Below are 16,159 nucleotides of genomic sequence, written 5' to 3'. Positions count from 1 at the left end.
GAAAAAACCGGTAAAATCGCGGCCGCTGACCGGGCCAGAAACACCGTCTGATTGGCGCTGTCATTTTCCAGTAACTGACCGTGCTATAAAAAGAAATTCCGCTTTTGCCATGCGCATCATCATCAAAGCGAAACGCTGACACAGCGGGTCAGACCGCACCCTTAGGAAATCGCTGGTTGATATTCACTTGTTTTCATTAATAATAAACGGGCAAATCAACACTGAAGGGGCTATGCCCTTCAGGTAACGACGTGGATAATGTGAGAGCTAAATAATGAAAGAGATCATCAATGGATTTCTGAATTTCCAGCAGAATGTGTTTCCTGAAAGGAAGGATCTTTTCAAAAGCCTGGCGTCAAATCAAAATCCCAAAGCGCTGTTTATCTCCTGTTCTGATAGCCGACTGGTACCGGAACTGGTGACGCAGCAGGAGCCAGGAGAGCTGTTCGTTATCCGCAACGCGGGCAACATCGTGCCTTCATTTGGTCCGGAGCCAGGCGGCGTTTCCGCTACCATCGAATATGCCGTGGTCGCGCTGGGCGTGTCCGACATTATCATCTGTGGGCACTCCAACTGTGGCGCGATGAATGCCATCGCATCCTGCGCCTGCATGGACACCATGCCAGCGGTCGAACACTGGCTGCGCTATGCCGATGCGGCGAAAGCGGTGGTAGAGCAGCGCGAATATGAATCGCCAGAGAAAAAGCTGAATGAGATGGTGAAAGAGAATGTCATCGCCCAGCTTAACAACATGAAAACCCACCCTTCCGTATCGGTGGCGCTGCGTAACGGTAAACTGCGTCTGCATGGCTGGGTTTACGATATTGAAACCGGCACCATCATGGCGCTGACCCACGGCGGTAAACAGTTTATTACCCTGTCTGAAAATCCAGACACCTGTTTCGAGTAAGCCGTTGCACCCGCTGCGCTGCAGCGGGTTATTCCGGCCCCGCGCACATAACCCATTAGAAGCACACTTATTTTTCAGCATTTCCCGTCAGGCTTATCTATGCTTGCTTAAACCTTTCCGACATAAGCGAGTTGATAATGCGTAAAACATCTGTTGCTGCTCTGCTGGCGGTCTCTGCCCTGCTGCTCAGCGGTTGCACTTCTCACGTCACAGAGAAGCAGCAATACTCTGGTTTCTTAAGCGATTACAGCCAGTTGCAGCCGACTGAGTCGGCCAGCGGTCAACCGACCCTGCGCTGGATATCGCCCGATTACAAAAGTAGTCAGTATAAAGATGTGCTCTATACCCCGCTGGTCTACTATCCGGCAGCCCATCCTACCGCACGTGTCAGCCAGCAAACGCTGGATCAGGTGCTGAGCTATACCGACATTCAGTTAAAAGGCGCGATCGCCACCCGTCGGCCGCTGACTAATCAGGCTACGCCGCACACCCTGAAAGTGCGGGCCGCCATCACGGCTGTATCTGCAGAGAATGAAGGCGTGCAATTCTACGAGGTGGTGCCGGTTGCGGCGGTGGTGGCGACCACTATGGCGGCGTCGGGACACCGTACCCAGAACAGCGAGCTGTTTCTGGAAATAGAAGCCAGTGACGCGGTGACCGGGAAACCGTTGATCCGGGTAGTGCGCAAAGCGTTTGGCAAAACGGTCAGCAACAGCAATACGCCGATCACTTTTGAAGACCTGAAGCCGGGTATCAATATCATGGTGCGTGACACGGTAAGCTTTAACGCGCCGTGACCCGGCGAGTTTAACGGCTGGTATTCGGCTTTTAAACGGCCGTCAGCGCGGCTGTTCCCCGTGTAAGCGGAGATCACCGTCATCATTTATGCTGCTGCCGATCACCGGCTTACCGAACTGACGTTGAAAAGGCCGTCCGACCCTGTTCCTCCCTCGGTCTGGCATTTGGTCCGGTCAGCGCTGCGGTGGTGTTGGATCGGGTCTGTGGTACCCTGCACCGGTGATTGTCAGAGTCAGGAACGATGAAAAAAAAGAACAGCACGCCTACGCCTCACGATGCCACTTTCCGGCAGTTTCTCACCCAGCCGGATATTGCCCGTGACTTTATGGAACTGCACCTGCCCGCAGAACTGCGTGCTATCTGTGACCTCAGAACTCTGAAGCTGGAATCCGGCTCGTTCGTTGAAGACGATCTGCGCCAGTACTTTAGCGACGTTCTCTACAGCCTGAAGACTACTGCCGGCGACGGGTACATTCACGTGCTGATTGAACATCAATCCACTCCGGACAGGCATATGGCGTTCAGGCTCCTGCGTTACGCTGTGGCTGCTATGCAGCGGCATCTTGAGGCTGGTCATAAAACGCTGCCACTGGTGATACCGGTCCTGTTTTATACCGGCAAGCGCAGTCCGTATCCGTACTCAACGCGCTGGCTCGATGAATTCAGTGATCCGGTGCTGGCGGAAAGTCTCTACAACAGCGCCTTTCCCCTGGTCGATGTAACGGTCATTCCGGACGATGAGATTATGGAACACCGCAGCATGGCGGCGCTGACGCTGTTACAAAAGCATATTCATCAGCGAGACATCGCCAGCCTGACCGATCGTCTGGCCACGTTACTGATGGCGGATTATCTTTCTTCACCCCAGGTAACAGCGCTGATACACTATTTACTGCAGGCAGGCGAGTCAGCTGACTCCGAAGCCTTTGTTCGCGAACTGGCACAGCGTGTGCCGCAATACGGAGAGGCACTTATGACCATCGCACAGCAGCTGGAGCAGAAGGGCATCGAGAAAGGTATTGAAAAAGGTATTGAGAAAGGCATTCAGCTTGGTAAGCAGGAAGGCCGTACCGAAGGCGAGCGCGAAGCCACGCTGAAAATTGCCCGCACCATGCTGCAGAACGGCATTGACCGTAACACCGTCATGAAAATGACCGGCCTCTCAGCAGACGAGTTGGCCCAAATCCGACACTAAAACCTGCCGAACGGTTGGGTAAGGAAGGTCAGATTTATGATGAATTTATTAGCGGTAACAGCAAAAATTAAACGCGCCAGATGCGGACCGTTTTTCGCCGGTCAGAGCGTTAAGCTGATACCGGAAAACTAATAAAACCCGATCTCACCCGTCGGGTTTTTTTATACCTGTCATTTACCGCCCGCTATCCTCAGTGCCAGCCGACTGGCTGGAAGGCGACGGGTAGTGAACCTGCTGGCCCCGCTGAGCACAGTCGTAACGTAATGGCTGGGTTATCAGGCTGAAAAAAAGTTATAGCTGTGATGTCGGGTAAACAGGGTGACGTTGCGGCGGATTCCTGCCTGACCCTGGCGAATAACATCCTCAGGAACTGTTCGCGGGCCTTAAGACAGTGATTGCCGGATGAACTCCTTATCATCTTGTCCACACACATACCGGCATAAGATGATGATTTACTGACCTGCGGTTAGTGGAAATCTCTCAGGCTCGCCCAGGGCTGTTCAGTGAGAGCAACCCGGTTTCAGCTACGGACCCACGATTCAGGGTTGATGCTGCTTGCCTCGTGAAGTGTTCCCTGTGTCTCCGAAGATGAAACGAAAACCGGGCTACGGCTGGCATTGCTGGTAGCCTGTTCCCCACATCTTCAGGGCGTCGCCCTGTTTAATCTTTTGTAAATCCTCAACATCATCGCAGAGTGGCTGACTACGCTTAAGGGCATCCCATCCCGTCAGGAGATCGCTATGGCTCGTTTCGCTCACGCGTTGTTGTTCAGTGGTTCGCTACTGTGTGCCACGCCGCTGCTGGCCGCAGAACCACAGGTACAGGTCCAGCTATTGCAGGATAAGTTACAACATCCATGGTCCGTGGCGTTTCTGCCGGACAACCAGACTCTGCTGATTACGGAACGCAGCGGCCAGCTGCGCAGCTGGACCCCGCAGGGTGGCTTGTCACAGCCGATTTCTGGCGTGCCGCCGGTCTGGGCACAGCGCCAGAGCGGCTTGCTGGACGTGGTACTGGCACCCGATTTCACCAGCAGCCGACGCGTCTGGCTGAGCTATACCGAAGCCAATAGCAGCGGGAAGGCCGGTGCGGTGGTGGGTGTCGGGACGCTGAGCGAGGATAACCGGCAACTGCGCGATTTCCGCGTGGTGATTCGCCAGACGCCTATGCTCTCCAGCGGCAATAATATCGGCACCCGCCTGGCATTCGATAAGCAGGGTTTTCTGTGGATCGCGTTTGGCGATAACTTTGCCAGCAGCACAGCGCAGCATCTCGATAAGCTGCAGGGCAAACTGCTGCGGCTGAATGCGGATGGCGGCGTGCCTGACGATAATCCGTTTGTGAAGCAGAGCGGGGCGCGCCCGGAGATCTGGGCTTATGGCCTGCGTAATCCGCAGGGCCTGGCGCTTAATCCGTGGACCGGAACGATGTGGGAAAGCGAGCATGGTCCGCGTGGCGGTGACGAGGTCAACATCATCGGTAAAGGTAAAAACTACGGCTGGCCGCTGGCGACCTACGGTATCGATTACAGTGGCGACAAAGTACCGGAATCGAAAGGGAGTCATGCAGCCGGAACCGAACAGCCGGTCTATTACTGGAAAGATTCGCCCGCCATCAGCGGCATGGCGTTTTATAACAGTGCCCGCTTCCCGCAGTGGAAAAATTCGCTGTTTATCGGCGCGCTGAAAGAGAAAAACCTGATCCGGCTGAGCGTAAACGGGGAGAAGGTCGTTGAAGAGCAGCGTCTGCTCGGCGATCAGAACGCACGTATTCGCGATGTGCGTCAGGGGCCGGATGGCTATCTCTATGTGCTGACCGATGAAGCCAACGGCAAATTGCTGAAAGTCGGGTTAGCGCAGGACGCCACTGCGTCCCGCGGCTAGCTTAGCGAGCCCAGTGGCAGACCTGCCATCCCCGGTTTAATGCCTCCTGGTGCAGCAGTTTGTCAGGATTAATTACATGCGCGTGATCGGCCTGTTCCAGTAACGGCAGGTCGTTCATCGAATCGCTGTAGGCCCAGGTGTGACCGAAGGCTTCACCCTGCTGTAGCGCTTTCCAGTCGCCCAGTCGCGTCACTTTGCCTTCTTTGTAGGTCATGGTGCCGTAGGTTTTACCGCTGTAGCGCTGATCGACGATCTCGACGCCTATCGCCAGCGCTCCGCAGGCACCCAGCTTTTCGGCAATCGGCAGTACCAGATGCTCGCCGCTGGCGGAGATAATCATCACCTTGTCGCCACGCGCCTGGTGCCACTCGATACGCTCACGTGCAGCAGGATAGACGCGCGGCATAATGTCGCGATGAATAAAGCGACGGACCCAGCCTTCAACGGTCAGGGTTGCCATGCCCGCCAGCGGGGCCAGGGTGGTATTCATGTACTCTTCAATCGATAGCGTGCCGGCATAATACTGCGCCATCAGGGCCTGTTCCTGGTCGATCAGCTCGCGGGGGGCGAAGCCCTGCGATACCAGCCAGCGTAACCACAGGCCAGTGCTGTCTTCACTAATAAGCGTCTCATCCAGATCAAATAGGGCTAAGTCCATGGTCGGTCTCCTCGGTGACTGGCTTTCAGGTTAGCTGATAATTGTGACCGGCTTAACTGTTCTGCGAAAAATCGGAATTGCACGCATTTTTGGTGGCGACAGCAGGGGACGAAACTGGCACGCGCGCGTTGGGGATGCCAGGGTTACTCTACTAAACTCTAAAAAACTTTACGATTCGGCGGTTTTTTTCGCTGCCTCCAACGGTTAGCGTTCTGAGTGGAGGTTTTCTGCCTCCAGAATCCCGATTTAACAAGGACAATCCGGTCAAGCCCATGACAAACACTCGCGTTGCTTCTCGCCTGCGGCTACTCGCTGCCACCTCTTTACTTCTTATCGCCCCGATCGGCGCTTTTGCTGAACAGGCACCTGCCGCGCCTGGCATTGATGCCAAAGCCTGGATACTGATGGATTATGCCAGCGGCAAAGTGCTGGCCGAGTCGAACGCCGATCAGCGTCTCGATCCCGCCAGTCTGACCAAAATGATGACCAGCTACGTGGTGGGTCAGGCGATCAAAGCCGGCAAAATTAAGCCGGACGATCTGGTTACGGTAGGGCAGGATGCCTGGGCGACCGGCAACCCTAAGCTGCGCGGTTCGTCGCTGATGTTTTTAAAACCGGGTGACCGTATTCCGGTCCATGAGCTGAACAAGGGCATTGTGATCCAGTCCGGTAACGACGCCTGTATCGCGCTGGCGGATTACGTGGCGGGCAGCCAGGACTCGTTTATCGGCCTGATGAACAACTACGTTAAAGCGCTGGGGTTACAGAACACCCACTTTATGACGGTTCACGGGCTGGATGCTGAGGGACAGTACAGCACGGCGCGGGATATGGCGTTAATTGCCCAGGCGCTGATTCGCGACGTACCGGAAGAGTATGCGCTGAATAAAGAGAAAGAGTTCACCTTCAATAAAATCCGCCAGATGAACCGTAACCGTCTGCTGTGGAGCACCAATCTTAAGGTAGATGGCGTCAAAACCGGCCACACCTCCGGTGCCGGTAATAACCTGGTGGCCTCGGCAACCGAAGGCGATATGCGACTGATTTCGGTAGTGCTGGGTACTGCCAGCGATGCGATTCGCTTCCGCGAAAGCGAAAAATTGCTCACCTGGGGCTTCCGCTTCTATGAAACCGTGACGCCGATTAAGGCCGACGCGCCGTTTGCGCAGCAGCGGGTCTGGTTTGGCGATAAGAGTCAGGTCAACCTTGGCGTGTCGAAAGATGCCGCGCTGACCATCCCGAAAGGGCAGATGAAAAATCTGAAGGCGAGCTTTAAGCTCAATTCGCCGCAGCTCGAAGCGCCACTGAAGAAGAATCAGGTGGTGGGCACCATTGATTTCCAGCTGGATGGCAAAACCGTCGACCAGCGTCCGCTGGTGGTATTACAGGAGGTGCCGGAAGGGGGCTTCTTCAGCCGGATGGTGGATTTCGTAATGATGAAATTCAACGGCTGGTTCGGGAAGTGGTTCTCATAATTCTGATAAAAAGAAGGGACGCCGCGGCGTCCCTTCTTTTTAATCCTGAGTCCAGCCTTTACGAATCGGCAGGGCAAACAGCGATCGGTAGAGCGGATTAATCACCGCCAGCATCCGCTCGCCGTAGATCTGCCAGGCCAGATGGGAGGCCAGACAGCTCAGTAAGCCAACCAGGAAACCGCCCAGCATATCCATTGGCCAGTGGACGCCAAGGTAGATGCGCGACCAGGCGATGGCGATACCGGCCAGCATCAGAATCACCCCTGACCACAGGCGATGCCAGAAAATAAAGGCCAGCGCAAAGGTGAAGATAGTGGTGCCGTGATCGCTGGGGTAGGAATCATCCGCTGCGTGGTGCAGGAACTGATGGCCGAGTCCAATCGCGAACGGGCGAGGGTGCGGTAACAGCTGGCCGACACACCAGGAAATCGCCAGCGCATACAGTAAAGCCATGCCGGTTTTTAGCACCAGCACCCGCTGTGAAGAGACCTGGTCGCGTGGTCCCCACAGCCACAGCGCGACGATTAACAGCGGCACGATGGCAATCAGATCTTTGGCGATAAAGGTTGCCAGTTGCAGCAGCCAGGCGGGTGACGCAGGCGTGGCATTGATGGCGATAAACAATGAGCGGTTTAACTCTTCCATTATGGGGGACATTCCTCTGCAAACAGGCCGCCAGTCAACGGCTACGCTACCCGCACGGGCAGACACAGACTGACTACAGCGGCAAATCAAACGTCAGCGACAACGCGCTAACCAAAATATTCAGCACAAATTGCTAACAGCACCGGCGCACTATCCTGCTTTTTACCCTGGGTTTCGTCCATAGCAAGGCTCTTAATCTGCTTATGGGTTGCCTGACTGTTTAAGTTTGACAGCCGGACGGCCGCGCTTTAATCCGGAGTGGGGGCGTCATGGCGGAAAAAAGGGCATAAAAAAACCCGCCGGGAAAAAGACCAGCGGGCTCCACAATTTGGGGATTTCAAAGAAAAGCAGTGGCACTTATTCAGACTACCCCTTAACAAAAAAGTTCTGGACGTATACAAAAAAATTTTATAAGGGCAAAAGCGGCCAGATAATCACGATCAGCGTACCCGCCAGCGTCAACAGCACGTTAGCAATGGCGTAAGTTCCGGCGTAGCCCAGCGCCGGAATATTGCTGCGTGCGGTGTCACTGATAATCTCCATCGCTGGTGCGCAGGTGCGGGCACCCATGATGGCCCCGAACAGTAACGCGCGGTTCATTCGCAGTACGTAGGCACCAAACAGATAGCAGATAATCACCGGGATCAGGCTGACCAGTAGTCCGCACAGCAGCATCAGCGCACCCTCACTGCTGACGCCGTGATTGATACCGCTGCCAGCGCTCAGCCCCACGCCGGCCATAAACACCATCAGCCCGAACTCTTTCACCATGGTGAGTGCGCCCTGAGGGATGTAGCCAAAGGTCGGATGGTTGGCGCGCAGGAAGCCGAGCATAATGCCGGCAAACAGCAGGCCGGCAGCGTTACCGAGGCCAAAACTAAAGTTGCTGAACTGAAAGGTAATCAGACCAATCATCAGGCCGACGATGAAGAAGGCGCAGAAGGCCAGCAGGTCGGTCATCTGGCTGTGGATAGCGATAAAGCCAATGCGATCCGCCACGCTTTTAACCCGTCGCGCTTCGCCGCTGACCTGCAATACATCGCCTTTATTCAGCATGATGCTGTCGTCAATCGGCATCTCAATCTGGCTGCGAATCACCCGGTTAAGGAAGCAGCCATGATCGGTGAGATTAAGTTTGCTGAGCCGTTTGTTCACCGCATTGTGGTTTTTCACCACAATCTCTTCGGTCACAATTCGCATATCCAGCAGATCGCGGTCAAACACCTCTTTGCCGTTACGGAAGCTGGGGTCGAGACGGGCGTGCGCATCGGGATAACCGACCAGGGAGATGTCGTCGCCGAGTTGCAGTACCGCATCGCCATCCGGGCTGGCGAGAATACCATTACGGCGGATGCGCTCAATGTAGCAGCCGGTCTGGCGATAGATACCGAGTTCACGCAGGTTTTTGCCGCCGCTCCACGCCACCAGTTCCGGGCCGACGCGGTAAGCACGGATCACCGGTAAAAACACCTTGCGCTGGCTGTCAGCATCCAGCCCGCGCTCGCGAGCGATCTGCTGCGCGCAGGTGGGCAGATCCTGATGCTGCAGGCGCGGCAGGTAACGCGCGCCAAAGATCAGGCTGACCAGGCCAATCAGATAGGTCACGGCATAGCCGAGACTGAGCTGATCCTGCATCAATCCCAGCTGTTTGCTGTCGCTGATACTTTGCCGTAGCGTATCGCCGGCACCGACCAGCACCGGCGTTGAGGTCATTGAGCCCGCCAGCATGCCCGCCGTCAGGCCGATATCCCAGCCAAACAGCTTACCGAGCCCCAGTGCCATAATCAGCGCGCTGACCACCATCACGATAGCGAGCATGAAATAGTTTTTGCCGTCGCGAAAGAATATCGAGAAAAAGTTGGGACCGGCCTCGACGCCAACACAAAAAATAAACAGCATAAAGCCGAGACTTAATGCGTCGGTATTGATCGTAAAGTGCTGCTGGCCTAATAACAGGGAAACCACTAATACGCCGATCGAATTTCCCAGCTGAACCGAGCCAAGACGCAATTTCCCCAGGCAGAGCCCGAGCGCCAAAACGACAAATAATAACAAAACGTCATTTCCACTTAACAATTCTGCGACGTTAATATTCACTGTTTAACTTCTTGTTTACGTGTAACCTGTTGAAGAGAGGCTTGTTTTTCGCTATCTTGAGCAAGCCGTCGGGGGTGCGTTGTATCAGTGTTGCAAATGCGACCGGTGTAACGGCGGCTATTCTAATCAGAAAAATCTTCCTCAGCCATTGGCTAATTTCATTCGTTATCAAAACGAACTGTTTCTTTTTATTTCCACCTGAACGCAGCAGGGATACAGGCAAGTTTTATCCGGGTAATTTTTAGTCAGTGAGGTGTTATGCCGCAGCGTTCTTATCTCTGGACGATCCGCCTGTGTGGGGTGGTGCTTTATAGTCTGGTGTTTGTTTTTACCTGCCACTTCTGGCAAACCGGTCCTGGCCCGTTGCATGGTCAGCCTGAACTGCTGCTGTTTATGCTGCCTGGTATCGTGATGGCCTTGATGCAGGTGGAAAGTCCGTTAAAAAGTACCTTGCTGATGGCGCTGTGGGGCACCCTGGTGGCCGTGCTGCTGTTAAATAATACGCTGCTGGTCCATGCCAGCGGGCTGTTTGTGGTCGCCTGGAGCGTGAGCGCCATGTTCTGGGCTGGCTGCGGCGCGCTGTTGGTGCGCCTGATGCAGATAGTGATGGCCTCGCTGAACTAAAGCGGCCCCGGCCCGGCATAAAGGGCCGGGGCTGAGAAACAGTCAGACGCTGCCCAGCAAAAAGGCGAGACCGGTAACCGCGTCTCGCCTTTTTCATTACCCAGCCTGCAACCGCTAATTAAGCGACAAAGCCCAGGTTTTCTTTGGTCCATGCGGCGAATTCGGTGTAGCCGCCGACGTGTTTATCATCCAGGAAAATCTGCGGCACGGTGGTGACTGGCTTACCGGCGCTGGCTTCCAGATCGGCTTTAGTAATGCCTTCTGCCTGAATATCCACATACTGATAGCTAAAATCATCACGCTCAGCAGTGAGTTTATCCGCCAGCTCTTTAGCACGGACACAATATGGGCAGCCCGGACGACCAAAAATTACAGCAATCATGAAGAACTCCTTGCAGCGTGGTGCGTGATCTACATCACACAATAAAACTGAGAATGGCAATCATGATGCCCGCTCGTATCGCTTAAAGGAAGCAGGATTTGCCTGTTAGTCTGATGCCCGCCACCTATAGCGGCTGGAACCTTGTTATCAGCCGGGCAGGTTTTTTTTCTGTCCGTGGCTCACCCTGAACGGTGGGCAATTTGCGGGTTGTTAACCATAATTGACGCTCAATAACCGGCTAAGGCAGGAGAGGACGATGCAGAATGTCGCCAGATTACCCCGCACGGTGTTGGTGCTGGAAGCGCTTGGCGGCCTGATGATTCTGGCCGCATTGCTGCTGGTGAACCGCTGGCTGCCCGCGCCCGGCACGCTGAACGTCAGGACGCTGGCGACCGGGCTGTTTATCGCGGGTATTGTTTTGATGCTGCCCGCCGCCTGGCTATTAATGTGGCGCACCGCAAAAGCGATCGCGCCGCAGCTGTTTAATCATACTGACAAAAAAAGATAATGTTGCTGGAGACTTTATGACACCGACCATTGATTTACTGTGCAGCCACCGCTCTGTTCGCGCCTTCACCGACCAGCCCGTCAGCGAGGCGCAGCGTGAAGCGATTATTAATGCGGCGCAATCGGCGTCCACATCCAGTTTTTTACAGTGCTCTTCTATTATTCGTATCACTGACCGTGCGCTGCGCGACCAGCTGGTCACCCTGACCGGCGGTCAGTCGTGGGTGGCAGATGCACCCGAGTTCTGGGTGTTCTGCGCTGACTTTAATCGTCACCTGCAGATCTGTCCGGATGCCCAGCTGGGCCGCGCTGAACAGCTGCTGCTCGGCTGTGTCGATACCGCGCTGATGGCGCAGAATGCCATGGTGGCGGCCGAATCGCTGGATCTGGGTGGGGTGTTCATTGGCGGTATCCGTAACAACATCGCCGAGGTAACCACTCTGCTCGGCCTGCCAAAATTTGTGTTGCCGCTGTTTGGTTTTTGCCTGGGCCATCCTGAAACCCGCCCGGATGTGAAACCGCGCATGCCGCACGCAATGCTGGTGCATGAAAACCGCTACCAGCCGCTCGATCCGGCGGTACTGGCGGACTATGACAGCCGCACCGAGCTTTACTATCAGCATCGTGACAGCAACCAGCGCAGCGAAACCTGGAGCGAACTGATTCAGCGCCTGATTATCAAAGAAACGCGCCCGTTTATGCTGGATTATCTGCATCAGCAGGGCTGGGCAACGCGCTAAGCTAACGGCGGAGAACGGACGATGAAAATAGCCATTCTGTCGCGCGATGAAACGCTTTACTCCAGCCGGCGGCTGCGTGAGGCGGCCGAAGGCCGTGGCCATCAGGTGCAAATCATCGATCCGCTCTCCTGCTACATGAACATCAATCCCGCCTCGCCCGCCGTGCACTACTGCGGTGAACCGCTCGGCCACTTTGATGCGGTCATTCCGCGCATCGGCTCTCTGACCACCTTTTACGGTACGGCGGTGCTGCGTCAGTTTGAGATGAGCGGCAGTTACCCGCTGAATGAGTCGGCAGCGATCACCCGCGCACGTGACAAGCTGCGATCGCTGCAGCTGCTGGCGCGCGAGGGAATCGATATGCCGGTCACCGGCTTTGCTTCCTCGCCGGACGATACCGAGGATCTGATCGCCATGGTCGGCGGCGCGCCGCTGGTGGTCAAACTGGTGGAAGGCACCCAGGGCATCGGCGTAGTGCTGGCCGAAACGCGCCAGGCGGCGGAAAGCGTTATCGATGCGTTTCGCGGTCTGAATGCCCATATTCTGGTGCAGGAGTTCATCAAAGAGGCGGGCGGCCGTGATATTCGCTGTCTGGTGATTGGCAATCAGGTCGTGGCGGCGATTGAGCGGGTGGCAAAAGAGGGCGACTTTCGCTCCAATCTGCACCGTGGCGGCAAGGCGTATCCGGTCACTATTACTGAGCAGGAGCGGCAGATTGCCGTCAAAGCGGCGACCACGCTGGGGCTGGACGTCGCCGGGGTCGATATCCTGCGTGCCGCTCGGGGTCCGCTGGTGATGGAGGTCAATGCCTCGCCGGGTCTCGAAGGGATCGAAACCAGCAGCGGTCTGGACATTGCCGGGCTGATGATTGGCTGGATTGAGCAGCAGGCTATCCCCGGGCTCCGTCCTAAAACCGCGGGCTGACACGCGCTTTTCAGCGGTTTTCGTGGCATCGACGCGCATTTTTCCGTAAGCTAAGTCGCCTGTTTATCACCCCATGGAATTTTACGATGGATTCTCTTGTCGTTCCGGATATCGACCTGTTGCGTCGCTGGCTGGATCAGCAAAATATCACCTGGTTCGAATGCGATGCCTGTCAGGCACTACATCTGCCGCATATGCAAAACTTCGACGGGGTGTTTGACGCCAAAATCGATCTGGTCGACAACGTCATTCTGTTTTCGGCGCTGGCTGAAGTGAAGCCCACGGCGCTGATTCCTTTGGTAGGTGACCTGTCGCAAATTAATGCCAGTTCGCTGACGGTGAAAGCGTTCATCGACATTCAGGATGATAACCTGCCGAAGCTGATTGTCTGTCAGTCAATGACCATCACCGCAGGGTTAACCTTTGGTCAGTTCTCTCACTTTATGAAACAGAGTGAAGAGCAGATCTCAATGGTGATCCTTGAGGCGTTTGCTAACAATCTGCTGATGATTGGTGAAGAGGAAGAGCATGTGCCGGTGACCAGCGTGCACTCCGTGCTGCACTGATCAGACCCGATTGCCCGTTAAGCCGTCCCTGTGACGGCTTTTTTTATGTCCGTCGCACCGGATAGCTATAATTTTTTATTCTGCACTTTGCCCTTTAGTGCCAGATATTTGTCGTTCTTTATGCCAGTAAAGCCGAACCTCATAGCTTAAACATGCATAAAATATCGCTTTTAGGCGTTTTTTACGCTGAGGTCTGGTGCAGTCTGAGTCGGGGGGCTATTCTTGCGGGGCTGTGACAGCCGCGTAACTGCGCCACAGCTAATGGTTTTTGCTATTACACTTCCGCTGAATAATGATTCATTGTGTCACTGACCTTACACACAGAACGCAACGTATGGATCACTGGTTTGCAGCGTTGTGATGACCCGCTCAGGAGGATGGAAAACATGTTCAACCAACGTCAGAAATGGTTGTCAGGTGTGGTAGCTGGCGTGCTGATGGCCGCGTCTGCCAGCACCATGGCGGAAGATAAAACGCTGCACGTTTATAACTGGTCTGATTATATCTCGCCAGATACCGTGCCGAACTTTGAAAAGCAGTCCGGCATCAAAGTGGTTTACGACGTGTTTGACTCCAATGAAGTGCTGGAAGGCAAACTGATGGCTGGCAGCACCGGCTATGACGTGGTGGTGCCATCCTCCAGCTTCCTGGCGCGTCAGCTGCAATCCGGCGTGTTCCAGCCGCTGGATAAGAGCAAACTGCCTAACTATAAAAACCTCGATCCGGCGCTGATGGAAAAAGTGGCGCAGCACGATCCGGGCAACAAATACGCCATTCCTTACCTGTGGGGCACTACCGGTATCGGCTACAACATCGATAAAGTCAAAGCGGTACTCGGCGCAGATGCACCGGTTAACAGCTGGGATCTGGTGATGAAGCCAGAAAATCTGGAGAAGCTGAAAAGCTGTGGCGTCTCTTTCCTTGATGCGCCGGAAGAAATTTTCGCTACCGTGCTCAACTATCTGGGTAAAGATCCGAACAGTTCTGACGCCAAAGAGTATTCAGGCGCGGCCACCGATCTGCTGTTGAAACTGCGTCCGAACATTCGTTATTTCCATTCGTCGCAGTACATCAACGATCTGGCTAACGGCAATATTTGTGTGGCGATTGGCTGGTCAGGTGACATTCTGCAGGCGAAAAACCGGGCCGATGAAGCCAAAAATGGCGTGCATCTCGGTTACAGCGTGCCGAAAGAGGGCGCTCTGGCCTTCTTCGACATGATGGCAATTCCGAAAGACGCGAAGAATCTTGATGGTGCCTACGCCTGGCTGAACTACATCATGGATCCAAAAGTGATCGCGGATGTCTCGAACAAGATGAACTACGCCAACGGCAATAAAGCTTCGCTGCCGCTGATCAATGCTGACGTCCGCAACAACCCAGGCATCTTCCCGACGCCAGAAGCGATGTCGAAATTGTTCGTGCTCAAAGTTCAGGATCCGAAACTGGATCGTGTGCGTACCCGTGCATGGACTAAAGTAAAAAGTGGTAAGTAATTCGTTCTGAACGGATTGACTGATTACGCATCAGCAACAGAGGCGCAGTGTCGGCCTCTGTTGTGCCATTTTTAGCGGCGGATTTTGCCGCGATGTTCCGCCTGGCTCCGGAGAGATACGTTAGTGAACGATGCCATTCCCCGTCCTCAAAATAAAACCGCAAAGGCGTTAACGCCGCTGCTGGAAATTCGCAATCTGACAAAATCGTTCGACGGACAGCATGCTGTCGATGATGTCAGTCTGACCATATACAAAGGCGAGATTTTTGCCCTGCTGGGCGCGTCGGGCTGTGGCAAATCCACGCTGTTGCGGATGCTGGCGGGTTTCGAGCCGCCGACCAGCGGCCAGATTGTGCTGGATGGCCAGGATCTGTCGCACGTCGCTCCTTATCAGCGGCCAATCAATATGATGTTCCAGTCTTACGCGCTGTTTCCGCACATGACGGTGGAGCAGAATATCGCCTTTGGTCTGAAGCAGGATAAGTTGCCGAAGGGCGAAATCACCAGTCGGGTGGCGGAAATGCTGGCGCTGGTGCATATGCAGGAGTTTGCCAGGCGTAAGCCGCATCAGCTCTCCGGTGGTCAGCGTCAGCGTGTGGCGCTGGCGCGTAGCCTGGCGAAACGGCCTAAGCTGCTGCTGCTGGATGAACCGATGGGCGCGCTGGACAAGAAGCTGCGCGATCGCATGCAGCTGGAGGTGGTTGATATCCTCGAGCGGGTGGGCGCAACCTGCGTCATGGTTACCCACGATCAGGAAGAGGCGATGACCATGGCGGGCCGCATTGCCATCATGAATCGCGGCAAGTTCGTGCAGATTGGCGAGCCGGAAGAGATCTACGAGCATCCGACCAGCCGCTACAGTGCCGAATTCATCGGCTCGGTGAACGTGTTTGAAGGGCTGCTGCGCGAACGTCAGGCGGATGGTCTGGTTATCGACAGCCCAGGGCTGATGCACCCGCTGAAGGTCGACTCCGATGTCTCGGTGGTGGATAACCTGCCGGTTCACGTCGCGCTGCGTCCCGAAAAAGTGATGCTGTGCGATGAGGTGCCAGCCGATGGCTGCAACTTTGCCGTCGGTGAAGTGGTGCATATCGCCTATCTCGGTGACCTGTCGATTTTCCATGTCCGTCTGCACAGCGGACAGATGATCAGCGCACAGTTGCAAAACGCGCATCGCTACCGCAAAGGGTTGCCGACCTGGGGCGATGAAGTCCGCCTCTGTTGGGAGAGCGACAGCTGCGTGGTGTTGACGGTTTAAGG

17 protein-coding genes are annotated in these 16,159 nt (G+C 55.1%); 13 read left to right on the top strand and 4 right to left on the bottom strand.

What is annotated here, in order from left to right; translation table 11 throughout:
* Nucleotides 1-274 precede the first annotated feature (274 nt).
* The 5 genes from AABB92_RS08295 (at nt 275) to AABB92_RS08280 (ending at nt 4,786) form a co-directional block, all read left to right on the top strand.
* Entirely contained in the window at nt 275-910 is a 636-nt protein-coding gene (locus AABB92_RS08295) for a carbonic anhydrase (RefSeq protein ID WP_031377015.1), read from the top strand.
* A 137-nt stretch (nt 911-1,047) separates the two neighbouring features.
* Nucleotides 1,048-1,707, top strand: a complete 660-nt coding sequence (locus AABB92_RS08290; protein ID WP_031377014.1) for a DUF3313 domain-containing protein — start codon at nt 1,048-1,050, stop codon at nt 1,705-1,707.
* A 72-nt stretch (nt 1,708-1,779) separates the two neighbouring features.
* Nucleotides 1,780-1,953 carry an Hha/YmoA family nucleoid-associated regulatory protein gene (locus AABB92_RS23445; RefSeq protein WP_152659102.1) on the top strand — a complete coding sequence of 58 codons (174 nt, stop codon included), beginning with the start codon at nt 1,780-1,782 and terminating at the stop codon, nt 1,951-1,953.
* Nucleotides 1,950-2,903 (top strand): Rpn family recombination-promoting nuclease/putative transposase, encoded by a 954-nt coding sequence (locus tag AABB92_RS08285; RefSeq protein ID WP_031377013.1) that lies wholly within the window; start codon nt 1,950-1,952, stop codon nt 2,901-2,903. Before AABB92_RS23445 ends, AABB92_RS08285 begins: the two co-directional genes overlap by 4 nt.
* A gap of 740 nt (nt 2,904-3,643) precedes the next feature.
* The gene (locus tag AABB92_RS08280) at nt 3,644-4,786 is read left to right on the top strand and encodes a PQQ-dependent sugar dehydrogenase (RefSeq protein WP_031377012.1); all 1,143 of its coding nucleotides are present in this window, start codon (nt 3,644-3,646) and stop codon (nt 4,784-4,786) included.
* Nucleotide 4,787: 1 nt separating this feature from the next.
* Here the strand turns inward: AABB92_RS08280 and AABB92_RS08275 are convergent, their stop codons facing one another.
* The gene (locus AABB92_RS08275) at nt 4,788-5,444 is read right to left on the bottom strand and encodes an HAD family hydrolase (protein ID WP_031377011.1); all 657 of its coding nucleotides are present in this window, start codon (nt 5,442-5,444) and stop codon (nt 4,788-4,790) included.
* Between the two features lie 272 nt (nt 5,445-5,716).
* Between AABB92_RS08275 and AABB92_RS08270 the strand changes: the two genes are divergently transcribed.
* A complete protein-coding gene (locus AABB92_RS08270; RefSeq protein ID WP_031377010.1) occupies nt 5,717-6,919 on the top strand; it encodes a serine hydrolase in 1,203 nt (400 codons plus the stop codon).
* A gap of 39 nt (nt 6,920-6,958) precedes the next feature.
* On the opposite strand, the gene ybjG is transcribed toward AABB92_RS08270, so the two are convergent.
* Both ybjG and AABB92_RS08260 read right to left on the bottom strand, forming a co-directional pair.
* Nucleotides 6,959-7,564 carry an undecaprenyl-diphosphate phosphatase gene (gene ybjG / locus AABB92_RS08265; protein WP_031377009.1) on the bottom strand — a complete coding sequence of 202 codons (606 nt, stop codon included), beginning with the start codon at nt 7,562-7,564 and terminating at the stop codon, nt 6,959-6,961.
* A 408-nt stretch (nt 7,565-7,972) separates the two neighbouring features.
* A complete protein-coding gene (locus AABB92_RS08260) occupies nt 7,973-9,661 on the bottom strand; it encodes an aspartate:alanine antiporter (RefSeq protein WP_046288424.1) in 1,689 nt (562 codons plus the stop codon).
* 258 nt (nt 9,662-9,919) lie between these two features.
* On the opposite strand from AABB92_RS08260, the gene ybjM reads away from it, so the two are divergent.
* On the top strand, nt 9,920-10,285 hold the full coding sequence (gene ybjM, locus AABB92_RS08255) for an inner membrane protein YbjM (protein WP_046288423.1): 366 nt from the start codon (nt 9,920-9,922) through the stop codon (nt 10,283-10,285).
* Nucleotides 10,286-10,403: 118 nt separating this feature from the next.
* Here ybjM and AABB92_RS08250 read toward each other — a convergent pair whose 3' ends face one another.
* Nucleotides 10,404-10,667, bottom strand: coding sequence for a GrxA family glutaredoxin (locus tag AABB92_RS08250; RefSeq protein WP_031377006.1), 264 nt, complete (start codon nt 10,665-10,667; stop codon nt 10,404-10,406).
* Nucleotides 10,668-10,923: 256 nt separating this feature from the next.
* Here AABB92_RS08250 and AABB92_RS08245 point away from each other — a divergent pair, with 256 nt between their 5' ends.
* From AABB92_RS08245 to potG, 6 genes are all read left to right on the top strand, one after another.
* A complete protein-coding gene (locus AABB92_RS08245; RefSeq protein WP_031377005.1) occupies nt 10,924-11,175 on the top strand; it encodes a DUF1418 family protein in 252 nt (83 codons plus the stop codon).
* A gap of 16 nt (nt 11,176-11,191) precedes the next feature.
* Nucleotides 11,192-11,914, top strand: coding sequence for an oxygen-insensitive NADPH nitroreductase (gene nfsA / locus AABB92_RS08240; RefSeq protein WP_031377004.1), 723 nt, complete (start codon nt 11,192-11,194; stop codon nt 11,912-11,914).
* 21 nt (nt 11,915-11,935) lie between these two features.
* On the top strand, nt 11,936-12,838 hold the full coding sequence (gene rimK / locus AABB92_RS08235; RefSeq protein ID WP_046288422.1) for a 30S ribosomal protein S6--L-glutamate ligase: 903 nt from the start codon (nt 11,936-11,938) through the stop codon (nt 12,836-12,838).
* A gap of 86 nt (nt 12,839-12,924) precedes the next feature.
* Nucleotides 12,925-13,404, top strand: coding sequence for a YbjN domain-containing protein (locus tag AABB92_RS08230; RefSeq protein WP_031377003.1), 480 nt, complete (start codon nt 12,925-12,927; stop codon nt 13,402-13,404).
* 386 nt (nt 13,405-13,790) lie between these two features.
* Complete coding sequence (gene potF, locus AABB92_RS08225) at nt 13,791-14,900, top strand: spermidine/putrescine ABC transporter substrate-binding protein PotF (RefSeq protein ID WP_031377002.1); 1,110 nt, start codon at nt 13,791-13,793, stop codon at nt 14,898-14,900.
* 123 nt (nt 14,901-15,023) lie between these two features.
* Entirely contained in the window at nt 15,024-16,157 is a 1,134-nt protein-coding gene (potG, locus tag AABB92_RS08220; RefSeq protein WP_031377001.1) for a putrescine ABC transporter ATP-binding subunit PotG, read from the top strand.
* Nucleotides 16,158-16,159 lie beyond the last annotated feature (2 nt).

The organism is Pantoea brenneri (assembly GCF_038594305.1).
In the GTDB taxonomy this organism is placed as follows: Bacteria; Pseudomonadota; Gammaproteobacteria; order Enterobacterales; family Enterobacteriaceae; genus Pantoea; species Pantoea brenneri.
This window is presented reverse-complemented; position numbering and strand designations above follow the sequence as displayed.

What these genes read in the sequence shown, in the direction of transcription:
- AABB92_RS08270 (WP_031377010.1), top strand. Translation starts at nt 5,717, where the DNA reads ATGACAAACACTCGCGTTGCTTCTCGCCTGCGGCTACTCGCTGCCACC.
- AABB92_RS08275 (WP_031377011.1), bottom strand. Translation starts at nt 5,444, where the DNA reads ATGGACTTAGCCCTATTTGATCTGGATGAGACGCTTATTAGTGAAGAC.
- nfsA (WP_031377004.1), top strand. Translation starts at nt 11,192, where the DNA reads ATGACACCGACCATTGATTTACTGTGCAGCCACCGCTCTGTTCGCGCC.
- potF (WP_031377002.1), top strand. Translation starts at nt 13,791, where the DNA reads ATGTTCAACCAACGTCAGAAATGGTTGTCAGGTGTGGTAGCTGGCGTG.
- AABB92_RS08230 (WP_031377003.1), top strand. Translation starts at nt 12,925, where the DNA reads ATGGATTCTCTTGTCGTTCCGGATATCGACCTGTTGCGTCGCTGGCTG.
- AABB92_RS08290 (WP_031377014.1), top strand. Translation starts at nt 1,048, where the DNA reads ATGCGTAAAACATCTGTTGCTGCTCTGCTGGCGGTCTCTGCCCTGCTG.
- AABB92_RS08245 (WP_031377005.1), top strand. Translation starts at nt 10,924, where the DNA reads ATGCAGAATGTCGCCAGATTACCCCGCACGGTGTTGGTGCTGGAAGCG.
- ybjG (WP_031377009.1), bottom strand. Translation starts at nt 7,564, where the DNA reads ATGGAAGAGTTAAACCGCTCATTGTTTATCGCCATCAATGCCACGCCT.
- ybjM (WP_046288423.1), top strand. Translation starts at nt 9,920, where the DNA reads ATGCCGCAGCGTTCTTATCTCTGGACGATCCGCCTGTGTGGGGTGGTG.
- AABB92_RS08250 (WP_031377006.1), bottom strand. Translation starts at nt 10,667, where the DNA reads ATGATTGCTGTAATTTTTGGTCGTCCGGGCTGCCCATATTGTGTCCGT.
- rimK (WP_046288422.1), top strand. Translation starts at nt 11,936, where the DNA reads ATGAAAATAGCCATTCTGTCGCGCGATGAAACGCTTTACTCCAGCCGG.
- AABB92_RS08285 (WP_031377013.1), top strand. Translation starts at nt 1,950, where the DNA reads ATGAAAAAAAAGAACAGCACGCCTACGCCTCACGATGCCACTTTCCGG.
- AABB92_RS08295 (WP_031377015.1), top strand. Translation starts at nt 275, where the DNA reads ATGAAAGAGATCATCAATGGATTTCTGAATTTCCAGCAGAATGTGTTT.
- AABB92_RS08280 (WP_031377012.1), top strand. Translation starts at nt 3,644, where the DNA reads ATGGCTCGTTTCGCTCACGCGTTGTTGTTCAGTGGTTCGCTACTGTGT.